Source organism: Hymenobacter sp. YIM 151858-1 (assembly GCF_025979705.1).
Lineage (GTDB): Bacteria > Bacteroidota > Bacteroidia > Cytophagales > Hymenobacteraceae > Solirubrum.
The window spans coordinates 1621759-1643041 of record NZ_CP110136.1; the positions used below are offsets into that span (position 1 = coordinate 1621759).

The 21283-nt window shown below is 63.0% G+C and carries 19 protein-coding genes and 1 riboswitch; of the genes, 13 read left to right on the forward strand and 6 right to left on the reverse strand.

Going from position 1 to position 21283, the window contains the following annotated elements:
• Positions 1 to 102: 102 nt before the first annotated feature.
• The 11 genes from pseB to OIS50_RS07265 all read left to right on the forward strand — a co-directional run bounded on the left by pseB (position 103) and on the right by OIS50_RS07265 (position 12422).
• Positions 103 to 1122 (forward strand): UDP-N-acetylglucosamine 4,6-dehydratase (inverting), encoded by a 1020-nt coding sequence (gene pseB / locus OIS50_RS07215; protein ID WP_264693639.1) that lies wholly within the window; start codon positions 103 to 105, stop codon positions 1120 to 1122.
• A 122-nt stretch (positions 1123 to 1244) separates the two neighbouring features.
• Positions 1245 to 2414 carry a UDP-4-amino-4,6-dideoxy-N-acetyl-beta-L-altrosamine transaminase gene (pseC, locus tag OIS50_RS07220; protein ID WP_264693640.1) on the forward strand — a complete coding sequence of 390 codons (1170 nt, stop codon included), beginning with the start codon at positions 1245 to 1247 and terminating at the stop codon, positions 2412 to 2414.
• Entirely contained in the window at positions 2411 to 3301 is an 891-nt protein-coding gene (locus OIS50_RS07225) for an aldo/keto reductase (protein ID WP_264693641.1), read from the forward strand. The genes pseC and OIS50_RS07225 overlap by 4 nt, the downstream gene beginning before the upstream one ends.
• Positions 3283 to 4080 (forward strand): SDR family NAD(P)-dependent oxidoreductase, encoded by a 798-nt coding sequence (locus OIS50_RS07230; RefSeq protein ID WP_264693642.1) that lies wholly within the window; start codon positions 3283 to 3285, stop codon positions 4078 to 4080. Before OIS50_RS07225 ends, OIS50_RS07230 begins: the two co-directional genes overlap by 19 nt.
• Positions 4065 to 4808, forward strand: coding sequence for a glycosyltransferase family protein (locus OIS50_RS07235; protein WP_264693643.1), 744 nt, complete (start codon positions 4065 to 4067; stop codon positions 4806 to 4808). Before OIS50_RS07230 ends, OIS50_RS07235 begins: the two co-directional genes overlap by 16 nt.
• Before the next feature lie 3 nt (positions 4809 to 4811).
• A complete protein-coding gene (pseG, locus tag OIS50_RS07240) occupies positions 4812 to 6302 on the forward strand; it encodes a UDP-2,4-diacetamido-2,4,6-trideoxy-beta-L-altropyranose hydrolase (protein ID WP_264693644.1) in 1491 nt (496 codons plus the stop codon).
• Positions 6303 to 6323: 21 nt separating this feature from the next.
• Entirely contained in the window at positions 6324 to 7007 is a 684-nt protein-coding gene (locus tag OIS50_RS07245; protein ID WP_264693645.1) for a DUF4328 domain-containing protein, read from the forward strand.
• A gap of 19 nt (positions 7008 to 7026) precedes the next feature.
• Positions 7027 to 8067, forward strand: coding sequence for a pseudaminic acid synthase (pseI, locus tag OIS50_RS07250; protein ID WP_264693646.1), 1041 nt, complete (start codon positions 7027 to 7029; stop codon positions 8065 to 8067).
• A 44-nt stretch (positions 8068 to 8111) separates the two neighbouring features.
• On the forward strand, positions 8112 to 9371 hold the full coding sequence (locus OIS50_RS07255; RefSeq protein WP_264693647.1) for a hypothetical protein: 1260 nt from the start codon (positions 8112 to 8114) through the stop codon (positions 9369 to 9371).
• 92 nt (positions 9372 to 9463) lie between these two features.
• Positions 9464 to 10825, forward strand: a complete 1362-nt coding sequence (locus OIS50_RS07260) for a DUF7033 domain-containing protein (protein ID WP_264693648.1) — start codon at positions 9464 to 9466, stop codon at positions 10823 to 10825.
• Between the two features lie 118 nt (positions 10826 to 10943).
• Positions 10944 to 12422 carry a lipopolysaccharide biosynthesis protein gene (locus tag OIS50_RS07265; RefSeq protein WP_264693649.1) on the forward strand — a complete coding sequence of 493 codons (1479 nt, stop codon included), beginning with the start codon at positions 10944 to 10946 and terminating at the stop codon, positions 12420 to 12422.
• Between the two features lie 50 nt (positions 12423 to 12472).
• On the opposite strand, the gene OIS50_RS07270 is transcribed toward OIS50_RS07265, so the two are convergent.
• The 3 genes from OIS50_RS07270 to OIS50_RS07280 form a co-directional block, all read right to left on the reverse strand.
• A complete protein-coding gene (locus OIS50_RS07270; protein WP_264693650.1) occupies positions 12473 to 13375 on the reverse strand; it encodes a CPBP family intramembrane glutamic endopeptidase in 903 nt (300 codons plus the stop codon).
• Positions 13376 to 13491: 116 nt separating this feature from the next.
• Complete coding sequence (locus OIS50_RS07275; RefSeq protein ID WP_264693651.1) at positions 13492 to 14973, reverse strand: amino acid permease; 1482 nt, start codon at positions 14971 to 14973, stop codon at positions 13492 to 13494.
• A gap of 363 nt (positions 14974 to 15336) precedes the next feature.
• A riboswitch (SAM riboswitch) is annotated at positions 15337 to 15429 on the reverse strand.
• A 92-nt stretch (positions 15430 to 15521) separates the two neighbouring features.
• Positions 15522 to 16244 (reverse strand): EcsC family protein, encoded by a 723-nt coding sequence (locus OIS50_RS07280; RefSeq protein ID WP_264693652.1) that lies wholly within the window; start codon positions 16242 to 16244, stop codon positions 15522 to 15524.
• Positions 16245 to 16391: 147 nt separating this feature from the next.
• On the opposite strand from OIS50_RS07280, the gene OIS50_RS07285 reads away from it, so the two are divergent.
• Positions 16392 to 16877 carry a nuclear transport factor 2 family protein gene (locus OIS50_RS07285; protein WP_264693653.1) on the forward strand — a complete coding sequence of 162 codons (486 nt, stop codon included), beginning with the start codon at positions 16392 to 16394 and terminating at the stop codon, positions 16875 to 16877.
• 3 nt (positions 16878 to 16880) lie between these two features.
• Here the strand turns inward: OIS50_RS07285 and OIS50_RS07290 are convergent, their stop codons facing one another.
• From OIS50_RS07290 to OIS50_RS07300, 3 genes are all read right to left on the reverse strand, one after another.
• Entirely contained in the window at positions 16881 to 17888 is a 1008-nt protein-coding gene (locus OIS50_RS07290; protein ID WP_264693654.1) for a Gfo/Idh/MocA family protein, read from the reverse strand.
• A 165-nt stretch (positions 17889 to 18053) separates the two neighbouring features.
• Positions 18054 to 18860 carry a M48 family metalloprotease gene (locus OIS50_RS07295; RefSeq protein ID WP_264693655.1) on the reverse strand — a complete coding sequence of 269 codons (807 nt, stop codon included), beginning with the start codon at positions 18858 to 18860 and terminating at the stop codon, positions 18054 to 18056.
• Positions 18861 to 18923: 63 nt separating this feature from the next.
• Positions 18924 to 20069: a DegT/DnrJ/EryC1/StrS family aminotransferase gene (locus OIS50_RS07300; RefSeq protein ID WP_264693656.1), complete on the reverse strand. Its 1146-nt coding sequence runs from the start codon at positions 20067 to 20069 to the stop codon at positions 18924 to 18926.
• Between the two features lie 211 nt (positions 20070 to 20280).
• Between OIS50_RS07300 and OIS50_RS07305 the strand changes: the two genes are divergently transcribed.
• Entirely contained in the window at positions 20281 to 21237 is a 957-nt protein-coding gene (locus OIS50_RS07305; RefSeq protein ID WP_264693657.1) for a DUF6565 domain-containing protein, read from the forward strand.
• The last annotated feature ends 46 nt before the right edge of the window (positions 21238 to 21283 follow it).

Consider the following 21283-nt stretch of genomic DNA (forward strand, 5'->3'; position numbering starts at 1 on the left):
TTACGACGCGGGTATGCCGCCGCAAAACTACGCAAACCCCGCCCCGATTGCCTACTTTTGCGCCCTTGCCGGCCCAGGTCGGCAAGCCACAAAACGCAAGGCATGGCCCTCGACCTCAACCATAAATCCATTCTGCTCACCGGCGGTACCGGTTCGTTTGGCAAACAGTTCGTGCAGTTGGTGCTCGATCGGTACCCGCAGGTGAAGCGCCTCGTGGTGTTTTCGCGCGATGAGCTGAAGCAGTACGAAATGGCTCAGCAGTTTCCGCAGAGCAAATACCCGGCAATGCGCTACTTCATCGGCGACGTGCGCGACGCCGAACGCATGAAGCGCGCCTGCGAGGGCATCGATATTATTGTGCACGCCGCGGCCCTCAAGCAGGTGCCCGCCGCCGAGTACAACCCGATGGAGTGCATCAAGACGAACATCTTCGGGGCCGAAAACGTGATTAACGCCGCCCTCGACTGCGGCGTGAAAGACGTGGTGGCGCTGAGCACCGACAAAGCCGCCGCGCCCATCAACCTGTACGGGGCCACCAAGCTTTGCTCCGACAAGCTGTTTGTGGCGGCCAACAACATGAAAGGCTCGCGCGATTTGCGCTTCTCGGTGGTGCGCTACGGCAACGTAATCGGCTCGCGCGGCTCGGTGGTGCCTTTCTTCCTGCAGGAGCGCCACAAAGGCGTGCTGCCCATCACCCACCCCGACATGACGCGCTTCAACATCTCGCTCGAAGAAGGCGTTGATTTGGTGCTGTATGCGCTGGAGCACGCGTGGGGCGGCGAAATCTTCGTGCCGAAAATTCCTTCGTACAAAATCACGGAGCTGGCCACGGCCATTGCTCCGAACTGCGAGCAGGAAATCGTGGGCATCCGCCCCGGCGAGAAGCTGCACGAGGAAATGATTACCGAAACCGATGCCCTAAGCACGGTTGAGCTGGAGAAATACTACGTTATCCTGCCCTCCACCCCGCCGTGGAGCGAAGAGAAGTTTATCCAGCATTTTGGGGGTAAGCGCGTGCCGTTGGGCTTCCACTACGATTCGGCCAACAACACCGAGTGGCTGAGCGCCGAGCAGCTGCGCGAAGAAATCCGTCTGCACGTCGACGCGGAGTTTACCGCCTAGGTTCACAAGCAATTATAACAACGGAGGCCCGCTTGTTGCGGGCCTCCGTTGTTATAAGCACTAGCAAATCCGCCCGAAAACGCCGTTCAGCTAAGCAACGAGCCGCCTATCTTTGAACCCGCATGAGCACTCCCGTACTTCGCCCCATTCCTTACGGCCGCCAGCACATCACCGAAGCCGATGTGCAAGCCGTTGTTGAAACGCTGCAATCCGATTTTCTGACGCAAGGCCCCAAAGTGGCCGAGTTTGAGCAACGGTTTGCCGAGTACATCGGGGTTGAGTACGCGGTGGCCGTAAGCAACGGTACGGCCGCTTTGCACCTGTGCGCCTTGGCCCTAGGTGTGCAGCCGGGGCAGCGCGTTATCACCACGCCCATCACGTTTGCGGCCTCGGCCAACTGCGTCCGCTACTGCGGCGGCGAGGTGCACTTCGTCGACATCGACCCGGCCACGGCGCTGATTGACCTAGGGCAGGTGCGCCGCCTGCTCGAACGGCACCCCAAAGGCTACTTCAGCGGGCTGATTCCGGTTGACTTTGCCGGCTTGCCCGTGAACCTGGAGGAAGCCCGCCAACTGGCCGATGAGTTTGGCCTCTGGATAATTGAAGATGCCTGCCACGCGCCGGGCGGCTACTTCCTCGACAGCCTAGGTCGGGAGCAACGCTGCGGCAACGGGCAGCTGGCCGATCTGGCTATCTTCTCCTTCCATCCGGTTAAGCACATTGCCACCGGCGAAGGTGGCATGATTACCACCAACCGCCGCGACCTTTACGAGCAACTGCTGTTACTGCGCACCCACGGCATCACGCGCGACGCAGCCCGCCTCACGCAGCCCGACGAAGGCGGTTGGTACTACGAAATGCAAGAGCTCGGCTACAATTACCGCATGCCCGATATGCTGTGCGCCCTAGGTATCACGCAGCTGCAACGCGCCGAGGAGGGCCTGGAGCGTCGTCGCCAACTGGCTCGGCAGTACGATGCGGCGTTTGCCGAGGTGCCCGGCGTTACGCCGCTGGCCGGCTCCGCTGGCCATGCTTATCACCTGTACGTCATTCAGGTAGACGACCGCCGCGGCCTTTACGACTTTTTGCGCGCCCGGCAGATTTTTGCGCAGGTGCACTACATTCCCGTCCATACCATGCCTTACTACGAGCAGCTGGGCTGGCAGCGCGGCGACTTACCGCTGGCCGAAGCGTACTATGCCCGCTGCCTCAGCCTGCCCATGTTTCCCTCGCTAACCGACGAGGAGCAGCAGTATGTGATTGAGAGCGTACGGGAGTTTTTGGGCGCATGACGGCCGAAACGTTTGTTCAGCGGCTGGCCCTGGGCACGGCCCAGTTCGGCCTGGCTTACGGCATCAACAATACCCTAGGCCGGCCCACTGACGAGGTGGTGCGGGACATTCTTACCGACGCCCAAGCCGCCGGCATTTCGCTGCTGGATACTGCTGCGGCATACGGCGACAGCGAAGCACGCCTGGGCGCTTGGCTGCACCAGCAACCGCAGCAGCCTTTTCAGCTTATTACCAAAGTGGGCGCCGCCGCACCCGCCGTCGTGGAGGCTGCCGTGCGGGCATCGGTTGCGCGGTTGCAGCGGCCGAGGGTGTACGGCGTGCTGTTTCACGATTTTGAGGCGCTACGGCGACAGCCCGATGCGTGGCAAGGTTTGCTGGCGGCGCAGGCTGCCGGCCTTACCGAGCGCATCGGCGTCTCGCTTTACCACCCCTGGCAGGCCGAGTGGCTGCTGGAGCGCGGCTACCAGCCGCAGCTGCTGCAAGTGCCCTACAACGTGCTCGATCAGCGCTTTGCCCCGTTGCTGCCGCAGCTGGCCACCGCCGGCGTGGAGGTGCACGGCCGGTCGGCATTTCTGCAGGGCTTGCTGCTGCGCCCGTTGGCTACATTGCCTGGCTTTTTTGAGGCGCTGCGGCCCAAACTGGCCCACTTGCAGGCGCTATTAGCCCAAACGGGCATTCCGCTTGAAGCTGGGCTGCTGTTGTTTGCCGCTACCGCACCGGGCCTGGCCCGCGTGGTTATTGGTGTAGATTCGCCCGAAAACCTGCGCGCCAACCTGGCCGCCGCGGCTTACCTGACCGACTTCGGGCCGGTGCGCGCGCAGCTGCAAACCCTGGCCGAACCCACCGACACGTACATTCTGCCTTACGCATGGCCCACTCCGCACTAGCTGCTTACGCCAACATGTTTTCGCTGCACGCGCAGGTGGTGCTGGTAACCGGTGGCTACGGGCACCTAGGCCGGGCCATCGTGCTGGGGCTGGCGGCCCACGGCGCCAATGTGGTGGTGCTCGGCCGCAACCCGGCGGCTTTTACCGAAGCATTTGCTGGCCTCGAAAACGTTTATTTTCAGGCCTGCGACGTAGCCGAAACCGATTCGGTAAAAGCCGCATTTGCCCACGTACGGGCGCAGTTTGGTTTGCCGGCGGTGCTTGTGAACAATGCTTTTTACAGCCGCGGCAATCAGCCCGATGCCCTCACCGACGAGGATTTTGCCTTCGGGCTCGACGGCTCTTTGGGCAGTGCCTACCGTTGCATTCGGGAGGTGCTGCCGTACATGCGCGAGCGGGGCGCCGGCAAAATCATCAACGTGGCCTCGATGTACGGCGTGGTAGCGCCCGACTTTGCGGCCTACGAGGCGACGCCGCAGTTTACCAACCCGCCGCACTACGGCGCGGCCAAAGCCGGTGTCATTCAGCTTACCAAATACTTTGCCTCGTACCTCGGGCCGCACCGCATTCAGGTGAACTGCGTAACGCCGGGCGCTTTTCCGAGCCCGGGCGTGCAGCAACATGCTGAGTTTGTGCAGCAACTCGAGCAGCGCAGTCCGCTGGGCCGCATTGGGCAGCCGCAGGACTTGGCCGGCGCTTTTGTATTTCTGGCCTCCGCGGCTTCTGATTTTGTTACGGGCCACAACCTGGTTGTCGACGGCGGATGGACCATACGCTAACCCCACCCCGCGTAGGCGCATTGGTGCAGGCCCGCATGGGCTCCACGCGCTTGCCGGGTAAAGCCTTGCTTCCCTTGCCCCTAGGTGCGGCCACCACAGTGCTTAGCCATGTGCTGGCGCGGGCCCAAGCCGCCGAGCTCGTGCACACGGTAGTGGTAGCCACCTCTACCCTGCCCGCCGACGACGCCCTGGCCCAGGCCGCGCAGGCGTGCGGCGTAGCCGTTTACCGCGGCGACCAGCAGGATGTACTGCGGCGCTTTCATGAAGCGGCCCTTGCGCATCGGCTGGATGTGGTGGTTCGCCTGACTGCCGACAATCCTGCCATTGACCCTGGCTACCTCGACCGCGCCGTAACCGCGCACCTTGCCGCCGGCGCCGATTACACCCTCAGCACGGGCTTGCCCCTAGGTACCAACCTCGAGGTGTTCGGCCAGCAGACACTGGCCACGGCCTTTGCCCAGGCCACGGCGCCCGAGGAGCGTGAGCACGTGACCCCGTACCTTCGGCGGCACCCCGATAGGTTTCGGTTGCAAACGCTCGACCTAGCCACCGCCGAAATACCAGCCTCGCTGCGCCTTACCCTCGATTACCCCAGCGACTACGCCTTGTTGCACCTGCTCTTCAGTACCTTGCCGCCCGGCTTCGGGCTGGCGGCGGTGGGCGAGCTGCTGCGCCAGCACCCGTGGTTGGCGCGCATCAACGATCAGAACACGCAAGTAAAAGTGTAAGCCATGGCTGCTGCTTCGTCCCGCCTTGTTTTTCGTGCCGATGGCAACCCGCGCATCGGGTTGGGCCACGTAATGCGGCTGCTGGCTTTGGCCGACACGCTGGGCGAGCAGTACCCCACGGTGTTTGTGGTGCAGGAGCCCTGGCCCGAATTGCTGCAGCTGTTGCGCGCCACGTGCAACGAAGTGGTGGAGGCGCCCCCCATGCCCTACGAAGGCGAGCCGGCCTGGCTGGCGCAGCAGGTGTTGCGGCCCACGGATGTGCTGGTACTCGATGGGTATGGCTTCGAGTACACCTACCAGCAAGCCGTACGCCCCCACGTGGCCCGGCTGGTGTACATCGACGATCTGCACGGTTTTCCGCAGGCCGCCGATCTGATCATCAACCCCGCCGGCGGCATTTCGGCCAAAGACTACGAGTTGCGCCAGCCCGGCGCCCGCGTGCTGACGGGCCCGCGCTACGCCCCGCTGCGGCCGGCTTTTCAGCAAGCGGCCCAGCAGGCAGCTCCCGAAGCCCCGCCGGCGCACACGGTGCTGGTGTGCCTGGGCGGCGCCGACCCTACGCACCAGACCCAGCGCATTGCCCATTTGCTGCTCGGGCTGGAGCCCATCCGGCAAGTACACGCCGTGGTGGGCAGCGCCTTTGTCGGCTGGGAGGCGCTGCAAAGCTGGGCCCACGACCAACCGCGGCTGTTGCTGCACCGCAACCTAGGGGCCGCCGAAATGTGCGCCCTGATGCAGCAATGCGGCACGGCCGTATGCTCGCCCAGCACCATCAGCTACGAGTACTGCGCGGCCGGGGGCGGCTTGTTGTTGGTGCAGCCCGTGGCCGATAACCAGCACGACATCGACCTGTTTTTGCGCAGCTCGGGCCTGGCGCTGCCGTTTCATGCGGCCGCCAACGTGCTTACCTCGCCCGAGGCCGACCGCCTGGCCCAGCAAATGCGCCAGGCCCAGCGCCGCCAGTTCGATGGGCTGGCCCCGCAGCGCCTGCGCCAGGCTTTTGCAACGCTGCAGCTACCCGCGCCCGCGTTTCGCCTGCGCCTGGCTACCCCGGCCGACTCCGATTTGCTGTTCGGCTGGAGCAACGACCCCGCCGTCCGGCAGTTTTCCTTTAACCCCAACCCTATTGCGCGCGCCGAGCACGATGCCTGGTTTGCCGGCCGCCTCGCCAGCCCCGAGGCCGTGCTGCTCATTGCCGAAGATGCCGCCACCAGCCGCCCGTTGGGCCTTATCCGGTTTGCTGTCGACGGCCCCGATGCCACCCTCAGCTACCAAATTGCCGCCGAATACCGCGGTCGGGGCCTCTCGGCTGCGCTGCTGGCGGCCGGCACCGGGGCCTTGCACCAGCTGCAGCCCCAGGTACGCCGGGTGCTGGGCCATGTGCAGCTGGGCAACGAGGCCTCACTTAGGTCGTTCCGCCGGGCGGGCTTTGCCGAGCTGGGCGCTGATGAGGCAACGCCCCCCGAATCGGTTACTTTTGCGTGGGTGTACTAAGCCTGCCCTATCTTTTTCTTTATGATCCGCGACAACAGCCAGCGCGCCACGCAGGCCGCCTGGTTTTTTATCCTCACGGCCGTTGCGGCCGGCCTTAATATGGTGCTCGGCCTGCTTGATGCCAACAACGCGCAATCGGATTACACCACCGCCGACGACGAGCTAAGCCTACTGGGCATGGGCCTTTTTTCGTCGGCTATTCTTTATCTGCTTATCCGCGTTGCCAGCTATGTATTTCTGATTCGCTGGTTCCGGAGGGCTTACGCCAACATTGCGCGGGCCGGCGAGCCAACGCAATATTCCGATGGGTGGGCGGCCGGCGCCTGGTTTGTGCCGATTCTCAGCTTCTTCAGGCCCTACAGCATGATGAAGGAGGTGTGGCGCCACACCCAGCTACTGGCCTACGACGCCGTACAACCCCACGGCCTGCTGCGGATTTGGTGGCTGCTGTTTGTGCTGCACCTGGGCGCGGCCCGGATGTCGGGCCGTTCCGATGCCGAGCCCGGCGACATGGCCTATACCACCCTTATGGTGCTGGAGTACAGTTTATCGATTGCAATGGCGGTGCTTACCGTTGTGGTAATCCGGCGGGTGGCTACCGCCGAGGCCGTGCTCCAACTCCGCACCAAAATTTCGAACCTGGGCGAACCGGCGCCTTCGGTAGCTGTTGCCGAAGACGCTTACGCTCCTACCCTCCAACAATAGCTTGCCCTCCCCCAGCGGAATGAACATACAGATTGGCTCCCGCCTCGTTGGCCCCGATCAGCCGCCCCTCATCATTGCTGAGCTCAGCGGCAACCACAACCAGTCGCTGGAGCGCGGTTTGGCCATCGTGGACGCCATGGCCGCGGCTGGTGCCCACGCCATTAAGCTGCAGACGTACACCGCCGAAACCATGACCTTGCGCGGGGCTCACCGCATTGAGGACCCGGGCTCGTTGTGGTACGGCCGCGAGCTGTACGAGCTCTACGAAGAAGCCCACACGCCCTGGGAGTGGCACCGGGTGCTGTTCGAGCGCGCCCGGCAGCACGGTATGCTGGCGTTCAGCTCGCCGTTCGATGAAACCGCCGTCGATTTCCTCGAAACTCTGGATGTGCCGGCCTACAAAATTGCGTCCTTCGAAAATACCGATTGGCCGCTGCTGCGCCGCGTAGCCGCCACGGGCAAACCCGTGATTATGAGCACCGGCGCCAGCAAACTGGCCGAAGTAGCCGAAGCCGTGGACGTGCTGCGCGCCGCCGGCTGCCGCGAGCTGGTGCTGCTGAAATGCACGAGCACCTACCCCGCTACTCCGCAAAACACCAACCTGCGCACCATTCCGCACCTGCAGCAACTGTTTCCGGATACGCTCGTGGGTCTTTCCGACCACACCATGGGCGTAGGTGCCGCCGTTGCCGCTGTGGCCCTAGGTGCTTGCGTAGTGGAGAAGCACGTGACCCTGCGCCGCGCCGACGGCGGCGTCGATTCTGCGTTTTCGCTTGAGCCCGAGGAGGTTGCGCAACTTGTTACTGAAACCGAACGTGCCTGGCAAGCCTTGGGCCACGTGCAGTACGGAGTGCAGCGCGCCGAAGAAAAAAGCCGCTTGTTCAAGCGTTCCATCTACGTGTCAAAGGACATCCGTTTTGGTGAGCCGTTCACCGCCGAAAACATTCGGGTGGTGCGCCCCGGCGACGGCCTGGCCCCTAGGTTCTACGAGCAGGTACTTGGCCGCACGGCCCGCCACGACCTGAAAGCCGGTACGCCGCTCACCTGGGACGTGCTCTAATGCTGGTTTGGCCACCCACCAACCGGGTTGCTCGCTTGCGCGACATGCTGCAGCTGCGTTTTACGCCGCTGTTTGCCTCGTTGCCGGCCACCACCCTCGAGCCTATTTCGCCGGCCAACCCGCTGAAGCGGCTGGCCAAAGTGCTGGGTTATGCGGCCGTGCGGCTGGTGGGCAACGTGTTTCGGCCCATCCGCAACCCCGAGCGGCTGCAGGGGGCCGTGTGGTTGTATGTGGTTAGCCAGAACAACTACGACTCGCTGCGCTTTATCCGGGAGCACCGCGCCGATGCCGTGCTGGTAGCCGGCCAGGCCAAGCAAATCGGCCGTTACAACCAGCAGGTAAACCGCCTTTCGTTACGCCGCAAGCTATTGTATTACTGGCAGCTACCCGAGGTGCTGCTGGGCTTGTGGCGCAGCGAAGGACCTAGGGCGTGGCGCTTCTTCGATTTGATTTTCAACGCCATCGGTTACTACGAGGTGTACCGGCGGGCCTTGCGGCATTACCGACCCAGGGCCGTGGTGTTTGCCAACGACCACAACGACGACGCCCGCGCCCTGCTGCTGGCCTGCGCGGCCGAAGGAGTACCCACGGCCTACGTGCAGCATGCCAGCGTGAGCACCAACTTCCCGCCCCTGGGCTTCGATCTTAACCTACTTGAAGGGCAGGATGCGCTCGACAAATACCGCCAGTGCGGCCCCGTACGGGGGCAGGTGCAACTGGTAGGCATGCCCAAGGCCGATGCCTTTATCGGGCAGCGCAACCAGCAACCTAGGGTGCAGCGCGTGGCCATTGCCGCCAATACCCTCGACGATACCGCCGGGCTGCTGGCCGCCGTAGCATACCTGCTGGCCGAGTTTCCGGCGCTGAGCTTCACCTTCCGGGCCCACCCGAGCGATGCACGCAGCTTTGCCGAATTGCGCCAGCGCTTCCCGCAGCTCCGCTTTTCGGATGCGCGGCAGGAGTCGGTGTTTGAGTTTCTGCAGCAGCACGATGCGCTTATTGCCGCCGATACCTCCACGCACCTCGAGGCAACCCTGCTCAACCTCGTCAGCCTGTACTACCGCTTCAGCAGCCACGGCGTGGCCGACGATTATTACGGCTACGCCGCCCAAGGCCTGGTAGAACGAGCCCACAGCTTACCCGAATTGGGCGAGCTGCTGCACCGCTACGCCCACCACAAGCCGGCCGGGCACTACCAGCGCGCGGCCTACTATTGCGCCACCCTGGGCACCCCACACGAAGGCCGGAGCCAGGAGCTGGCCCTGCAGCAACTCGATTCGTGGCTGATGCAAGAAGCTAAGTAGGTGGCACTTCCTGGCTCATGCAGCAAGCTCGACACTGGCATACCTAGGGCAAAGCCGCTATTTTAGCCCCGATGCCAACCGCACCCTCAACCATGCCCCGGCGGCCCGCGGCGGCGCCCGAGCTCCAGCAAAACATGCTGGCGTACGTGCTGCGGCATTTCTGGTCGGCCTACGATGCCGAGCCGCTGGCCATTGGCTACGCGGGGCAGCACCCCGGGGCACCGGTGCAGGTAGCGGCGCAAAGCACCAACTTCTTCGAGCAGGCCGAGCCCTACCCCGCCGAGCCCGTGTGGCGCGAGTGGGCGGGCCGCAAACTGCCCTTTTTCTTTCAACCCAAGCTCCCCGCCGAACTGCTTACGCTGGCACCGGGCCGCGCCACCATTCAGGCCGATGTGGTGGCCAACGCCTTTTACCTGCTCAGCGGCTGGCAGGAGTACTACTCGCCCGAGCGCGACCACCACGGCCGATTTCCGTACCGCGCCAGCGTGCAGCAACGCTACGATTTTGTGGCGGTGCCGGTGGTAAACTACTATTTCGAGCTGCTGCGCACGGCCGTGGAGCACGTGCTGGGCCACCCCTTGCCCCGGCGCCCCTGGCCGCAGCAAGCGCCCTTTGCCTGCTGGATAACCCACGACGTGGACAATTGCCGCAGCGGCTGGAAAGCCGAAGGCAAAAAAGCGCTGCAGGCGGGCGAGGTGGGCACGTTCGTGTCGTTGCTCACGCGCCGGTTGGGCGGGCGCGATGCCTGGGACAACCTCGACGTAGTGCAGCGCGAAGTGGCCATTCATGGCCAGATTTCCACGTTCTTCATGCTCGGCAACGCGCGCCCGGCCCCCAACGGCACGCCCAACGCCGATTACGACGTGCGCCACCCGCGCTACCAGCGCTGCCTGCAGCGCCTGCGCTCGGGCGGGGCCGAAATTGGGGTACACGGCAGCATTGGTACCAGCGGCAGTGCCGCGGCGCTGCAGCGCGAAATCGGCCAGCTGCCGCCTCCTATTCGGGGCAACCGCTTTCATTACCTCAGCTGGGAGCCGCAAACCACCCCCGATGTACTCGACGAGGCCGGCGTGCAGTTTGATACCACCCTGGGTTTTGCCGAGCACTTTGGCTTTCGGCACAGCTACTGCCTGCCCTTCTGGCCTTATAACTTTGCCACGGGCGGCTGCCATCGGTTTCTGGAAATCCCCCTGAACCTGATGGACGCGACCCTGCACCACCCCAACTACCTGCAGCTCGGCCCCGAGGAAATTCTGCCGGCCGTGCGGCCCATGTTGGCTGAAATCGAGCATTTTGGCGGGGTGTTCACGCTGCTGTGGCACAACGAAAACTTTTCGCGGCGCAACCATCTCAACGGACCTAAGCAGTTCCACGCGTTGGTACGCTACCTTCGCAGCCGTCATGCCGCGTTCATCACGGGCGGGCAAATAGCGGATGCTTGGATGAATAAATGAGCAGATGAGTGGATAGTAGGATGCTAACCAGGGCTAACCCACGCATCCACTCAGCCACGCATCCACTCAGCCACTCCGCTACGCATTCGCTCATCTACTCATCCACTTATCCACCATTTTGGGCATCGTCCAGCGCCAAGGGCTGCGCAATACTATCATTTCCTACATCGGCCTGGGGCTGGGGTTCGTCAACACGGTTTTCGTGTTGCCCAGAATCCTGGAAACCGAGCAGTTAGGCCTCACGCAGCTGCTGATTGCCATTGCCACCATTTACGCCCAGCTCTCGGCCATGGGCTTTGCGAGCATGGGCATTCGGTTCTTCCCGTACTTCCGCAACCGCGAGGCCGGCCACCAAGGCTTTTTGCCCTTTTTGCTGGGCGTGCCCATGCTGGGATTTGCCGCCATCACGGCGTTGTACATCCTGGGTCGGCCCCTGATCATGGCGCAATACGCCAAGGATGCCTCGTTGCTCGGGCCGTATTATTTGTGGGGCTGCGTACTGGCTTTGTTCACGTTGCTCTACTCCCTGCAGGATGCCTACCTCAAGGGCCTGTATCATACCGCCTTTTCGTCGTTTGTACAGGAAATTTTGCTGCGCCTACTAGTGGCAGGGGCCGCGCTGGCATACGACCACGATTGGCTGAACTTTCATCAGTTCGTGCTGCTGTATATTGGCCTCAACAGCGGCATCTCGCTGCTGCTTACGGCTTACCTTGCTGCCATCGGGGAGCTGCATCTCCGCCCAAGCACCGCCGTACTCAACGTGCGGCCCATGGGCGAATTGCTTGGTTTTGGGGCTTTTGCGCTTCTCTCCAACATTTCCGGCACGGTTATCAGCTCGATTGATAGATTGATGGTGGGCTCCACCATCAACATTGGCGCTGCCGGGGTGTACACCGTGGCCTTCTACATCAGCACGGCGCTAACCATCCCGTTTCGCTCGCTCTACAAAATTGCTTTTCCGCTGCTGGCCGATTACTGGAAGCAACGCGACCTAGGGCGCATGGCCGAGTTTTACCGCAGCACCACGCGCCTCAACACCGTGCTGGGCTGCTACCTGGCCCTGGGCATCGGCCTCAACCTCGATTTTATTTACTCCCTCATGAAGCCGGAGTACGCTGCCGGCGCCACGGCCGTGCTGCTCCTGCTGGTGGGGCGCCTGTTCGATGGCATTACCGGCGTAAACGCGCTGATTGTGGTTACCTCGCCGCGCTACCGCTACGACCTCATTTTCAACGCCTCGCTGGCCGCGCTTACCGTGCTGCTCAACCTCGTGCTGATTCCGCGCTACGGGCTGGCGGGCTCGGCGGCGGCTACCTCGCTGGCTTTGGTGCTCATCAACGTGGCGCGCACGTGGTTTGTGTGGTACAGCTACGGGCTACAGCCTTTCGACAAGCGCATACCGCTGCTGCTCGGTATTGCTGCCCTGGCGGGCGTGGCCGGCTGGCTGGTGCCCACCCTCCCCTCCGCGTGGCTGACGATGTTGGTGCGCTCGGCGGCCCTAACCGCGGTGTACGGCGCCCTGGTGCTGGCAACCCGCGCAGTGCCCGAAGCCATGCCCTTGCTGCAAAAAATCCTGGGCCGGAGCAAAGCGTAGCTTCGTCCGGCCCAGGATTGCAAGAAGTTAATTATGCGCAGGCACGGTGCCTACGGCGCCGTTTCGACAACCGGGGCGGCCGGCGCATCGGCCGGCGCCGCATCGGCGGGCTCGTGGGTAGCCTGCTGCAGGTAGCGCACCACCAGCGCCAGCACCACCGCCGAACCTAGGGCTGCAGCGGCCACGGACCAGCTTGGTGCTTGGTACTTCGTCATTTGGGCCAAGGCGTCTTTGTCGTTGCGGATCATGAACATGCCCAGCCAGGCAATGAAGTTGTTGACGCCGTGCACCAGAATGCAGGCCCGCAGCGAACCGGTGCGGTGGTACAGCCAACCCAGAAACAGGCCCAGCATGGCCGCCGACAACGACTGCGCCGGGTTGAAGTGGATGATGCCGAACAGCACGCTGGTTTGCACAATGGCCTTGGTAGGCCCGTAGTTGCGCGCGAGGCCCGGCAGCAGCACGCCCCGAAACAACCACTCCTCAAATACCGGCGCCATTACGCATACCACCACAAAGCAGAGTACGGGGTGCGCCATCAGCTTCAGCAGCATGTCGGGCAACGACCAGGTAGGCAAATTCAGCCAATGAACGGGCAGCCGCACGAACAGCAGCGCCACCGTGGTGAGGGCTAGCAAGGCATACAGCCCCGGGCCATCGAGGCGGCCGTGCCAGCTGGCCGGCACAATGCGGCCGGGGCCTTCCGTTCGCTGCAGAAACCACACCAGCAACGGCATGGCGAGCGAGGCCAAAGCAATGCCGTAGGTTTCGGCCTGGGCCTCGGGCAACCACTGCGAAAGCACCACCAGCGGGATGCCCGCAATAAGCGAGGCTAGTAGAAACCACCCGAGTACCCACCAGCTTTCGGCGTACGTGGGGTACGCTTTTTTGGGGCGGCGCGGGGTGGCGGGCGCGGCCATCATGTAGGGTTCTTGCGGATAAATGTGTTCCATTGAATGCGGCTTATAAGGCGGCAAAATACACGCAAAAGCAAACCGGGCCCGCGGCAGTGCCGCGGGCCCGGTGCAAAATGATAGAACCGTACTAGGTAGCCAGCGCCCCGGCAGGCCTAGGCAACGGTATTGCCGGCCGGCTCCACGGCGGTTTTTACCAGCTGACCCTGGCCCAGCTTGCTGTTCTTTTTGCCGTACAGGAAGTAAATAACCAAGCCGATGGCCAGCCACACGAACAGGCGTATCCAGGTGTCCTGGGGCAGCGAGAACATCATCACCAGGCAGGTAACGATGCCCAGGATGGGCACCACCGGTACCCACGGCGTACGGAAGGCCCGCGGGGCGTTGGGCTCGCGCTTGCGCATAATCAGCACGCCCACGCACACCATCACGAAGGCCAGCAGCGTACCGATGCTGCACATTTCGCCCACTACCCGGATGGGCACAAAGCCGGCGAACAGGCTAATGAACAAGCCCAGCAGCAGGCTCGACTTCAGCGGCGTCTGGAACTTGGGGTGAATCTGCGAGAAGACTTGGGGCAGCAGCCCGTCGCGCGACATGGAGAAGAACACGCGCGACTGGCCCAGCAAATCAACCAGGATTACCGAGGTGTAGCCGATGAGGATGGCCCCGATGATGGCCGTGCTCAGCCAGCCGTAGGGCGTTTTTTCGATGGCAATGGCCACCGGCGCGGCGCTGTCTTTGAACTCGGTGTAGTTGGCGAGGCCCGTCATGACGTAGCCGAAGAGCACGAACAACACGGTGCACACCAGCAGCGAGCCGATGATGCCGATGGGCATGTTGCGCTGCGGATTTTTGGCCTCCTGCGCCATGGTAGCCACGATATCGAAGCCGATGAACACGAAGAACACCACGCCCGCGCCGCGCAAGATGCCGCTCCAGCCAAACTCGCCGAAGGTACCCGTGTTTTCGGGGATGTACGGCTGGTAGTTGCTGGGGTCGATGTACTGCCAACCCAGGGCAATAAACACCAGCACCACCGACACTTTGAGGGCCACCACGATGGCGTTGAACCACGCCGAACCTTGCGTGCCGCGCACGATAATGGCCGTAATGGCCAGCACGATCAGCACGGCCGGCAGGTTTATCAGCCCGCTTACGGTGCTGCCGTCGGCCAGCGTAGCCGTTTCCCACGGCGACATCATCAGCTGCGGGGGCAGGTGGATGTCGTACTTGCTCAGGAACTTGCCTAGGTAGTTCGACCAGCTGATTGCCACGGTAGCGGCGCCCACCGAGTACTCCAGCACCAAATCCCAGCCGATAATCCAGGCAAACAGTTCGCCCATGGTGGCGTAGGAATACGTGTAGGCCGAGCCGGCCACCGGCACCATGGAGGCAAACTCGGCGTAGCACAAGGCCGAAAACGCGCAGCCCACCGCGGCCACGATAAACGAGAGCGTAATAGCCGGGCCGGTGTGGTTGGCGGCGGCAATGCCCGTGAGCGAAAACAGGCCCGCCCCGATGATTACCCCTACCCCAATGGCAATAAGGTTGAACGGCCCCAGGCTACGCTTAAGCGTGTGCGTACCGCTCTCGGCGGCCTCTTGCCGCAGCAGCTCCAATGATTTTTTAAGCATACAAAAATGGGTACACGGGCTAGCGCCCGTGCGAACGAAAAAGCGCCCTGGCACCCGCCGCGCGCCTGCGCGGGGCAGGCTAAGCGGGCAGCCAACAGGCTTACGATGAAAAGATTACCAAAAAGGTTGGGCGTGGCTTGGGCCAGGCCCTAGGTGGCGGCGCTTGCCCGGGGCAGCGGGAGCGTGCCGCAGCACCACTCCCCGGGCAGCCCGGCTATGCGGCGCCTGTTGGCCTCAACAACAACAACCCACAGCACACGCGGGTGCATGCGCGGCCGTAGCGGCGCTGGCAAACAAGCGGTGTGCGGATGCACGATGGAAACCGGAAACGGGAAAGTGGCAGGTAAAGCCCACAGCTACTTGTTTTTATATGGTCAGGAATTGGCACCGTTCCGGATGATCCGGAGGGTTGCCGGCGCTTCAGGGAGCCTGTCTCTCCACGCCTCTGTATAAAAACAATCCTTCAGAGTAAAGAATTGATGCCGCAAAGGTAGCCCGCAATCCGCGGATTGTGCAAACCAGCCGCTGGCCTAGGTGCCGTGGCGGGCTTACGAGGCCGGCAACAAGCGCATGCGGTAGCAGTTCATGGCGGTTTCGCCGAGCTGCTCGAGCAGGCGGTAGTTGGCCACCAGCCCCACGGCCGCCCCCACCACGGGCAACAGTTGGGCCAGCTTGGCCAGGTCGATGTAGTCGCGGTACTCCTGCTGAAACGTGCGCCAGTCGAAGGTGTTTACATCGGTGGGCAGGGTTTGGCGGTAGGCCTCCCAGTTGGCCAGCCGCTGGTACACCTCGTTGCGCGTTTGCTGGCTGCTGAAGGCCAGCTGAAATACGTGCAGCAGATAGAGGCGCTCTTTGTAATCGTGCACGTTGTAGCCGTAGAGCGCGGCCACATCGAAAAGCAGCTTCAGCTTGATGCCGAGCAGCAACGGGAAGTCGGCCAAGCTCAGCAAAAACCCGCCCGCTCCGGTAACGGCGCCTTCGGCCGCGGCCGTGTTGCGGTAATACTTGATGCGCGTACGCACGGCGGCTTCGCGCTCGGCCAAAGCAGCCTGCAGCAAGGGCTGGCGCGTGGTGTGCATCGACCCGAACAACACCCCGCGCACCATTTGCTTGATGGCCGAGGTAAGGGCCTTGTGCACCCGCTCGGGCAACAGGGCGTTCAGGCGGGTTTGTACGTGGCGCGCAAAGCGGTTTAGCGTCGAGGGCGGCCGCTGCATGCGCTGTTGCCAGGCCCGGAGCTCGTGGTAGGCTTGCTGTTCGTGGGGCGTCATGGAGGAGGGCGGGGCCTAGGTGAATGAAAGCCAAGTACGCAGCCAGAGCGGCGCAGGGTACGCACGCCGGCACCCGGCCCGCTGGTTCGCCGATTTAGCCGTTTATTAGCGGGCCGCTTTCAAGATACCACTCCTACTTTCAGCTTAATGAAACCCGCTTTACTTTGCTTGCTGCTGTTGTTGGGGGCTCCGGCCGTACACGCCCAAAAACGCCCCGTTAAGCGGCCCGCGCCTGCTGCCCGGCCGGCTCAGCCCGTGGTACCGGCTCCCGCCCCGGAGCCAGCGCCCGCACCGGCGCTTTCGGAGGCCGAGCAAGTGGTGCAACGGCAGCTGGACGCCTACAACGCCCGCAACCTCGATGCTTTTGCCGCTACCTACCACGAGCAGGTAGAGCTGCTTACGTTTCCGGCCACGCTACGCTCCAAGGGCGTTGCCAAACTGCGCGAGGGCTACGGCCAGTTTTTCGCCCAAACCCCTGACCTGCATTGCCAGATTATGCACCGCACGGTGCTGGGCAACAAGGTTATCGACCACGAGCGGGTAACGGGCCTGCCCAACGGCCAGGTGCTGGAGGCCGTGGCCATTTACGAAGTAGAGAACGGCCTGATCCGGCGCGTCACGTTTGTGCAGTAGGCCTTACTTCAGGCTGTAAATCCGTTCGATTATCTCCACCACCTTCAGGCCTTCGTGGGCATTGGTGGTGGCCACGGTGCGGTGCTGTAAGGTATCAATCACGTTCTCGATGAGGTGCACGTGGTTGGCGGCGCTGCCCTGGTAGGCGCCGTAGTCGTTGGCGGGGTTGGTGCGGGCCAGCGCGGGCAGTTGGTAGTTGCGGATGTGGCAGTACTCCACCTTATCCATGTACTGGCCGGCGATGCGCAGGCTGCCGTGCTCGGCCACCACCGTAATGGAGCTTTCGAGGTTACGATCCCACACGCTGGTGCTGTACTGCAGGGTGCCGCTGCCGCCGCGCTCCAGATCGAAGGTAACCAGGCCCGAGTCCTCGAACTCGGTGAGGCCCTGATGGTTGAAGTTGCGAAACCGGGCCGCGAGGTTGGTGATGTCGCCGAATACCCAGTACAGCAAATCGACGAAGTGGCTGAACTGCGTGAACAGCGTGCCGCCATCGTGGGCCTGCGTGCCGTGCCAGGAGCCGGGGCGGTAGTAGCGCGCATCGCGGTTCCAGAAGCAATTGATTTGCACCAGGTACACTTGCCCTAGGTGGCCCGCGTCGTACACCTGCTTAAGCCAGGCCGCAGGCGGCGAGTAGCGGTTCTGCATCACGCCAAACACCAGCCGGTTGGTTTGCTGCGCGGTTTGCACAATGGCCTCGGCATCGGCGCGGTGCAGGGCCATGGGTTTTTCGACAACTACATGCAGGCCTTGCCGCAGGGCCCGCGTGGCCTGCTCGGCGTGCAGGTAATTAGGCGTGGCTACCGTCAGCACATCGGCTGCAGGGCCTTGGCCTAGGTACTCATCGAGCGAAGTAAAGAGTGGCACCCCCGGAAACTCCGTCTGCAGCCCAGCCCGCAACGCCGGGTTCCTATCGATAAGAGCTACCAAACGCGCCGCGGGGTTGCGCGCTACCAAGGCGGCGTGGCGCCGCCCAATGTGGCCCACGCCACAGATTACAAAACGAACCACTGGCAGCGCAGCCGCGCCCATTCCGGTAGCAGAGGTACTTGCTGAAAACACACCGCAAGCTCCGAAAAAAGCGGATTCCGCAAGCCTTGTTCATCGTTTGATAAACAATAAAGCGCTCCGCTGCAGCCGCAACGGAGCGCTTTCGCTGAAACGCGCGAACCGAACTTATAGAATACGCTTCAGCTCCTCGAAGTTGCCGTTGGCCACCGAGCGGTTGGTGCAGCCTAGCTGCCGGGCGCTGTTCTGGATGCTCGTAACGCGCGAGCCGGGGTTGGGGTGCGTGCTCAGGAACTCGGGCGAGCGGGCACCGCCTTGCTTTTCGGCCTTGATGAAGAAGCCGGCCGCCCCGTCGCAGGCGTAGTAGCGCGTGCCGTTGAGGTACACGGTAGAGTACTTGTCGGCCTCTTGCTCGAAAGTGCGGCTGAACTTGAGCTGGCCCAGGCCGGCGGCAATTTGGGTGAGCATGTTGGGGTTTTTGCCCAGCACCACGCCCATCAGCAGGCTGATGCCGTACTGGCGCTGCAGCAGCTGGGTGCTGTGGCGGCGGTCGGCGTGGGCAATTTCGTGGCCGATTACCCCGGCCAGCTGGCTTTCGTTGTCGAGGAACTTGATCAGGCCCGTAAACACGTAGATGTGGCCGCCGGGGGTGGCAAACGCGTTTTGCATCTGGTCGTCTTTAATGATCTTGACGTCCCAGGCAAACTGGTTGCGGTACTTGATGTTGCCGTTGTCGAGCACGCGCTTCACCACGCCATCGAGCAGCTGGTAGGCGCGGGCGTTGCCGCTGCGCGAAAGCAGCTGGCCCTTGGCCTGGTACAGCGAGTCGGTTTGGTGGGCTACCTGGGCGCCCAGGGCAATGTCCTGATCGACGGAGAAAATATTGAAGCCTTGGTGGGGCTTGTTGATAGCAGCAGTGGTGAGGCCGGCTAGTGCCGTGAGGCCCGCCAGCAGGCCAAGAAAGGAGCGGGTCATGAGCGTAGTATTCGGGTTGATGACAACTTGTACGGGCGCAAGAAAAAACAGTGCCAGTTGCACCTAGGCCTGGGCCCAGGCCTGCACCGCCGCGCTTACGTAGCGCACCTGCTCGGGCGTGAGCGTGGGGTGGATGGGCAGCGAAAGCACCGTGGCGCACAGTTGCTCGGCCACGGGAAACGCGCCCGGCCCGTGCCCTAGGTACTGGTAAGCCGGCTGCAGATGCAGGGGCACCGGGTAATACACCACCGAGGGCACGCCGTGCTGCCGCAAGTGCTGCTGCAGTGCGTCGCGCCGGGCTGGGTTTTCGAGCCGGATGGTGTACTGATGAAACACGTGCGTGCTGCCGGATTGCCGGGCGGGTACCTGCAGGCCGGCCAGGCCGGCCAAGGCCGCGTCGTACGCGGTTGCCACGCGCTGGCGGGCGGCCGTCCAGGGGCCTAGGTGCGGCAACTTCGCGCGCAGCACGGCAGCCTGCAGGGTATCCAGGCGCGAGTTAAGGCCGATGCGGTGGTGCACGTATTTCTGGCCGCGGCGCTGGCCGTGGTTAGCCAGCTCGTAGAGCTGCGCGGCGCGGGTGGCATCGGCGGTGAGCAGGGCGCCGCCGTCGCCCATGGCCCCTAGGTTTTTGGAGGGGAAAAACGACGTAGTGCCCACCTCTCCTACCGTGCCTGCCGGGGCGCGGCGGCCGTCGGGCAGCTGCCAGGTGGCCCCAATGGCCTGGGCGTTGTCTTCGATGAGGGCGAGGCCGTGCTGGCGGCAAAGCTGCTGCAAGGCGTTCAGGTCGGCGCACTGGCCGTAGAGGTGCACGGCCATAACGGCCCGGGTGCGCGGGGTAATGGCGGCTGCGGCGGCAGCGGCGTCGAGCGTAAAGGTGTCGGGCAGCACATCAGCCAGCACCGGTTTCAGGCCCAGCACCGCTACTGCTTCGGCCGAGGCCACGTAGGTAAACGCGGGCACGATTACTTCGTCGCCGGGGTGCAGGCCCAGGCTCATCAGGGCCAGCTGCAGGGCATCGGTGCCGTTGGCGCAGGGTACCACGTGTGCGCCGCCCAGGTAAGCGCCCAGCTCGTCGGCAAACAGCTGCACTTCGGTGCCCTGAATAAAGTCGCCGGCCTGCATCACGCGGTGCAGGGCCGCATCCAGCTCAGCCTGAATGGGAGCGTGCTGCGCCGGCAAATCGAGCAGCCGAATGGGTACGGGAGGCAAAACAGAATGCAAGGGAACCGGCAAAACAGCGCTGAAAAGCCGAAATATAGCGCAGCTGCGGAGTTTGAATAGGATGCGCGGCTTCGAAAAACGGCCGGCGCAGCTATCCTCAGCGGCAAACATGCGTAACCTACTATGTAACGCTTGCGTTAAGCGGGCCAAGATAGCCGCTGCCGCAAGCGGCTTCCTTCCCACCAAACGTCTGATCATCATGCTTAAGAAAACCATTTCCACGCATGCCCTGGCCCTGCTGTTGCTGGGCGGCGGCATTGCTTTCAGCCAAGCCAGCTGCAACCGCGCCGAGCGCCAGGAAGCCGCCAACGAAACGGCCGCTGCCACCAACGATGCCTACAACGACTTTAAAACGTTTGTAGCCAATACCGAGGCCCGCGCCGACAGCATGGGCGACATCACCGAAGCCGAGTACAACGAAGAAAGCACTCAGCTGAAAAGCGACTACGACAGCAAAGTTGCCGCCGCCGAGGCCGACATGGCCACCTGGGACGACGCCCGCAAAACGGAGTACGAGCAGCTGAAAACCCGCTACAACACGGCCTACACCCGCCGCGAAGAAACGTACCGCAACCGCGGCGCCGTGGCTATGAACACCACCACGGGCGGCAGCTCGGCCAGTGGCAGCAGCTCGATGAACGCCACCTCGGGCGCCGGGGCTATGGGCAAATACTACAAGCCCAGCAACCTCGCCGGTAGCCTCACCGCTGCCAACGCGCGCCAAACCTACGAGAACTTCATTCAGATGGTGAAGCAGAACGAGGACCGCTACGACATCAACGACTGGCGCAACATCAACGCTGAGTGGCGTGCCCTCGACCAAAAGTACGAGCAGATTAAGGGCGACGTAAGCACCGGCGACAAGGCCGAAATTGCCAAGGAAAAGCTGAAGTACGCCGCCTTTAAGTCGTACGACAAAGCCGAAACCCGCGTATCGCAGGGCGCCGACCTGGCTACCGGCAAGCGCGAAGAGGCCGCTGCCAAAGGCTCGGGCGTACGCCTGGAGCAATCGGCCCGCAACGCCGGCTCCGATGCCAAAGAAGTAGGCAAAGACGCCGCCGAAACCGGCAAGAACGTAGGCCAGAAGGTAGGCGGTGCCGTGAAGGGCGCCTACAAGGAAGTGAAGTCGGAAGTAAAAAACACCGACAACGACTAAGCAACTGCCTTACTACCCCACTGCCTATTGCACGAAAAAGCCGACC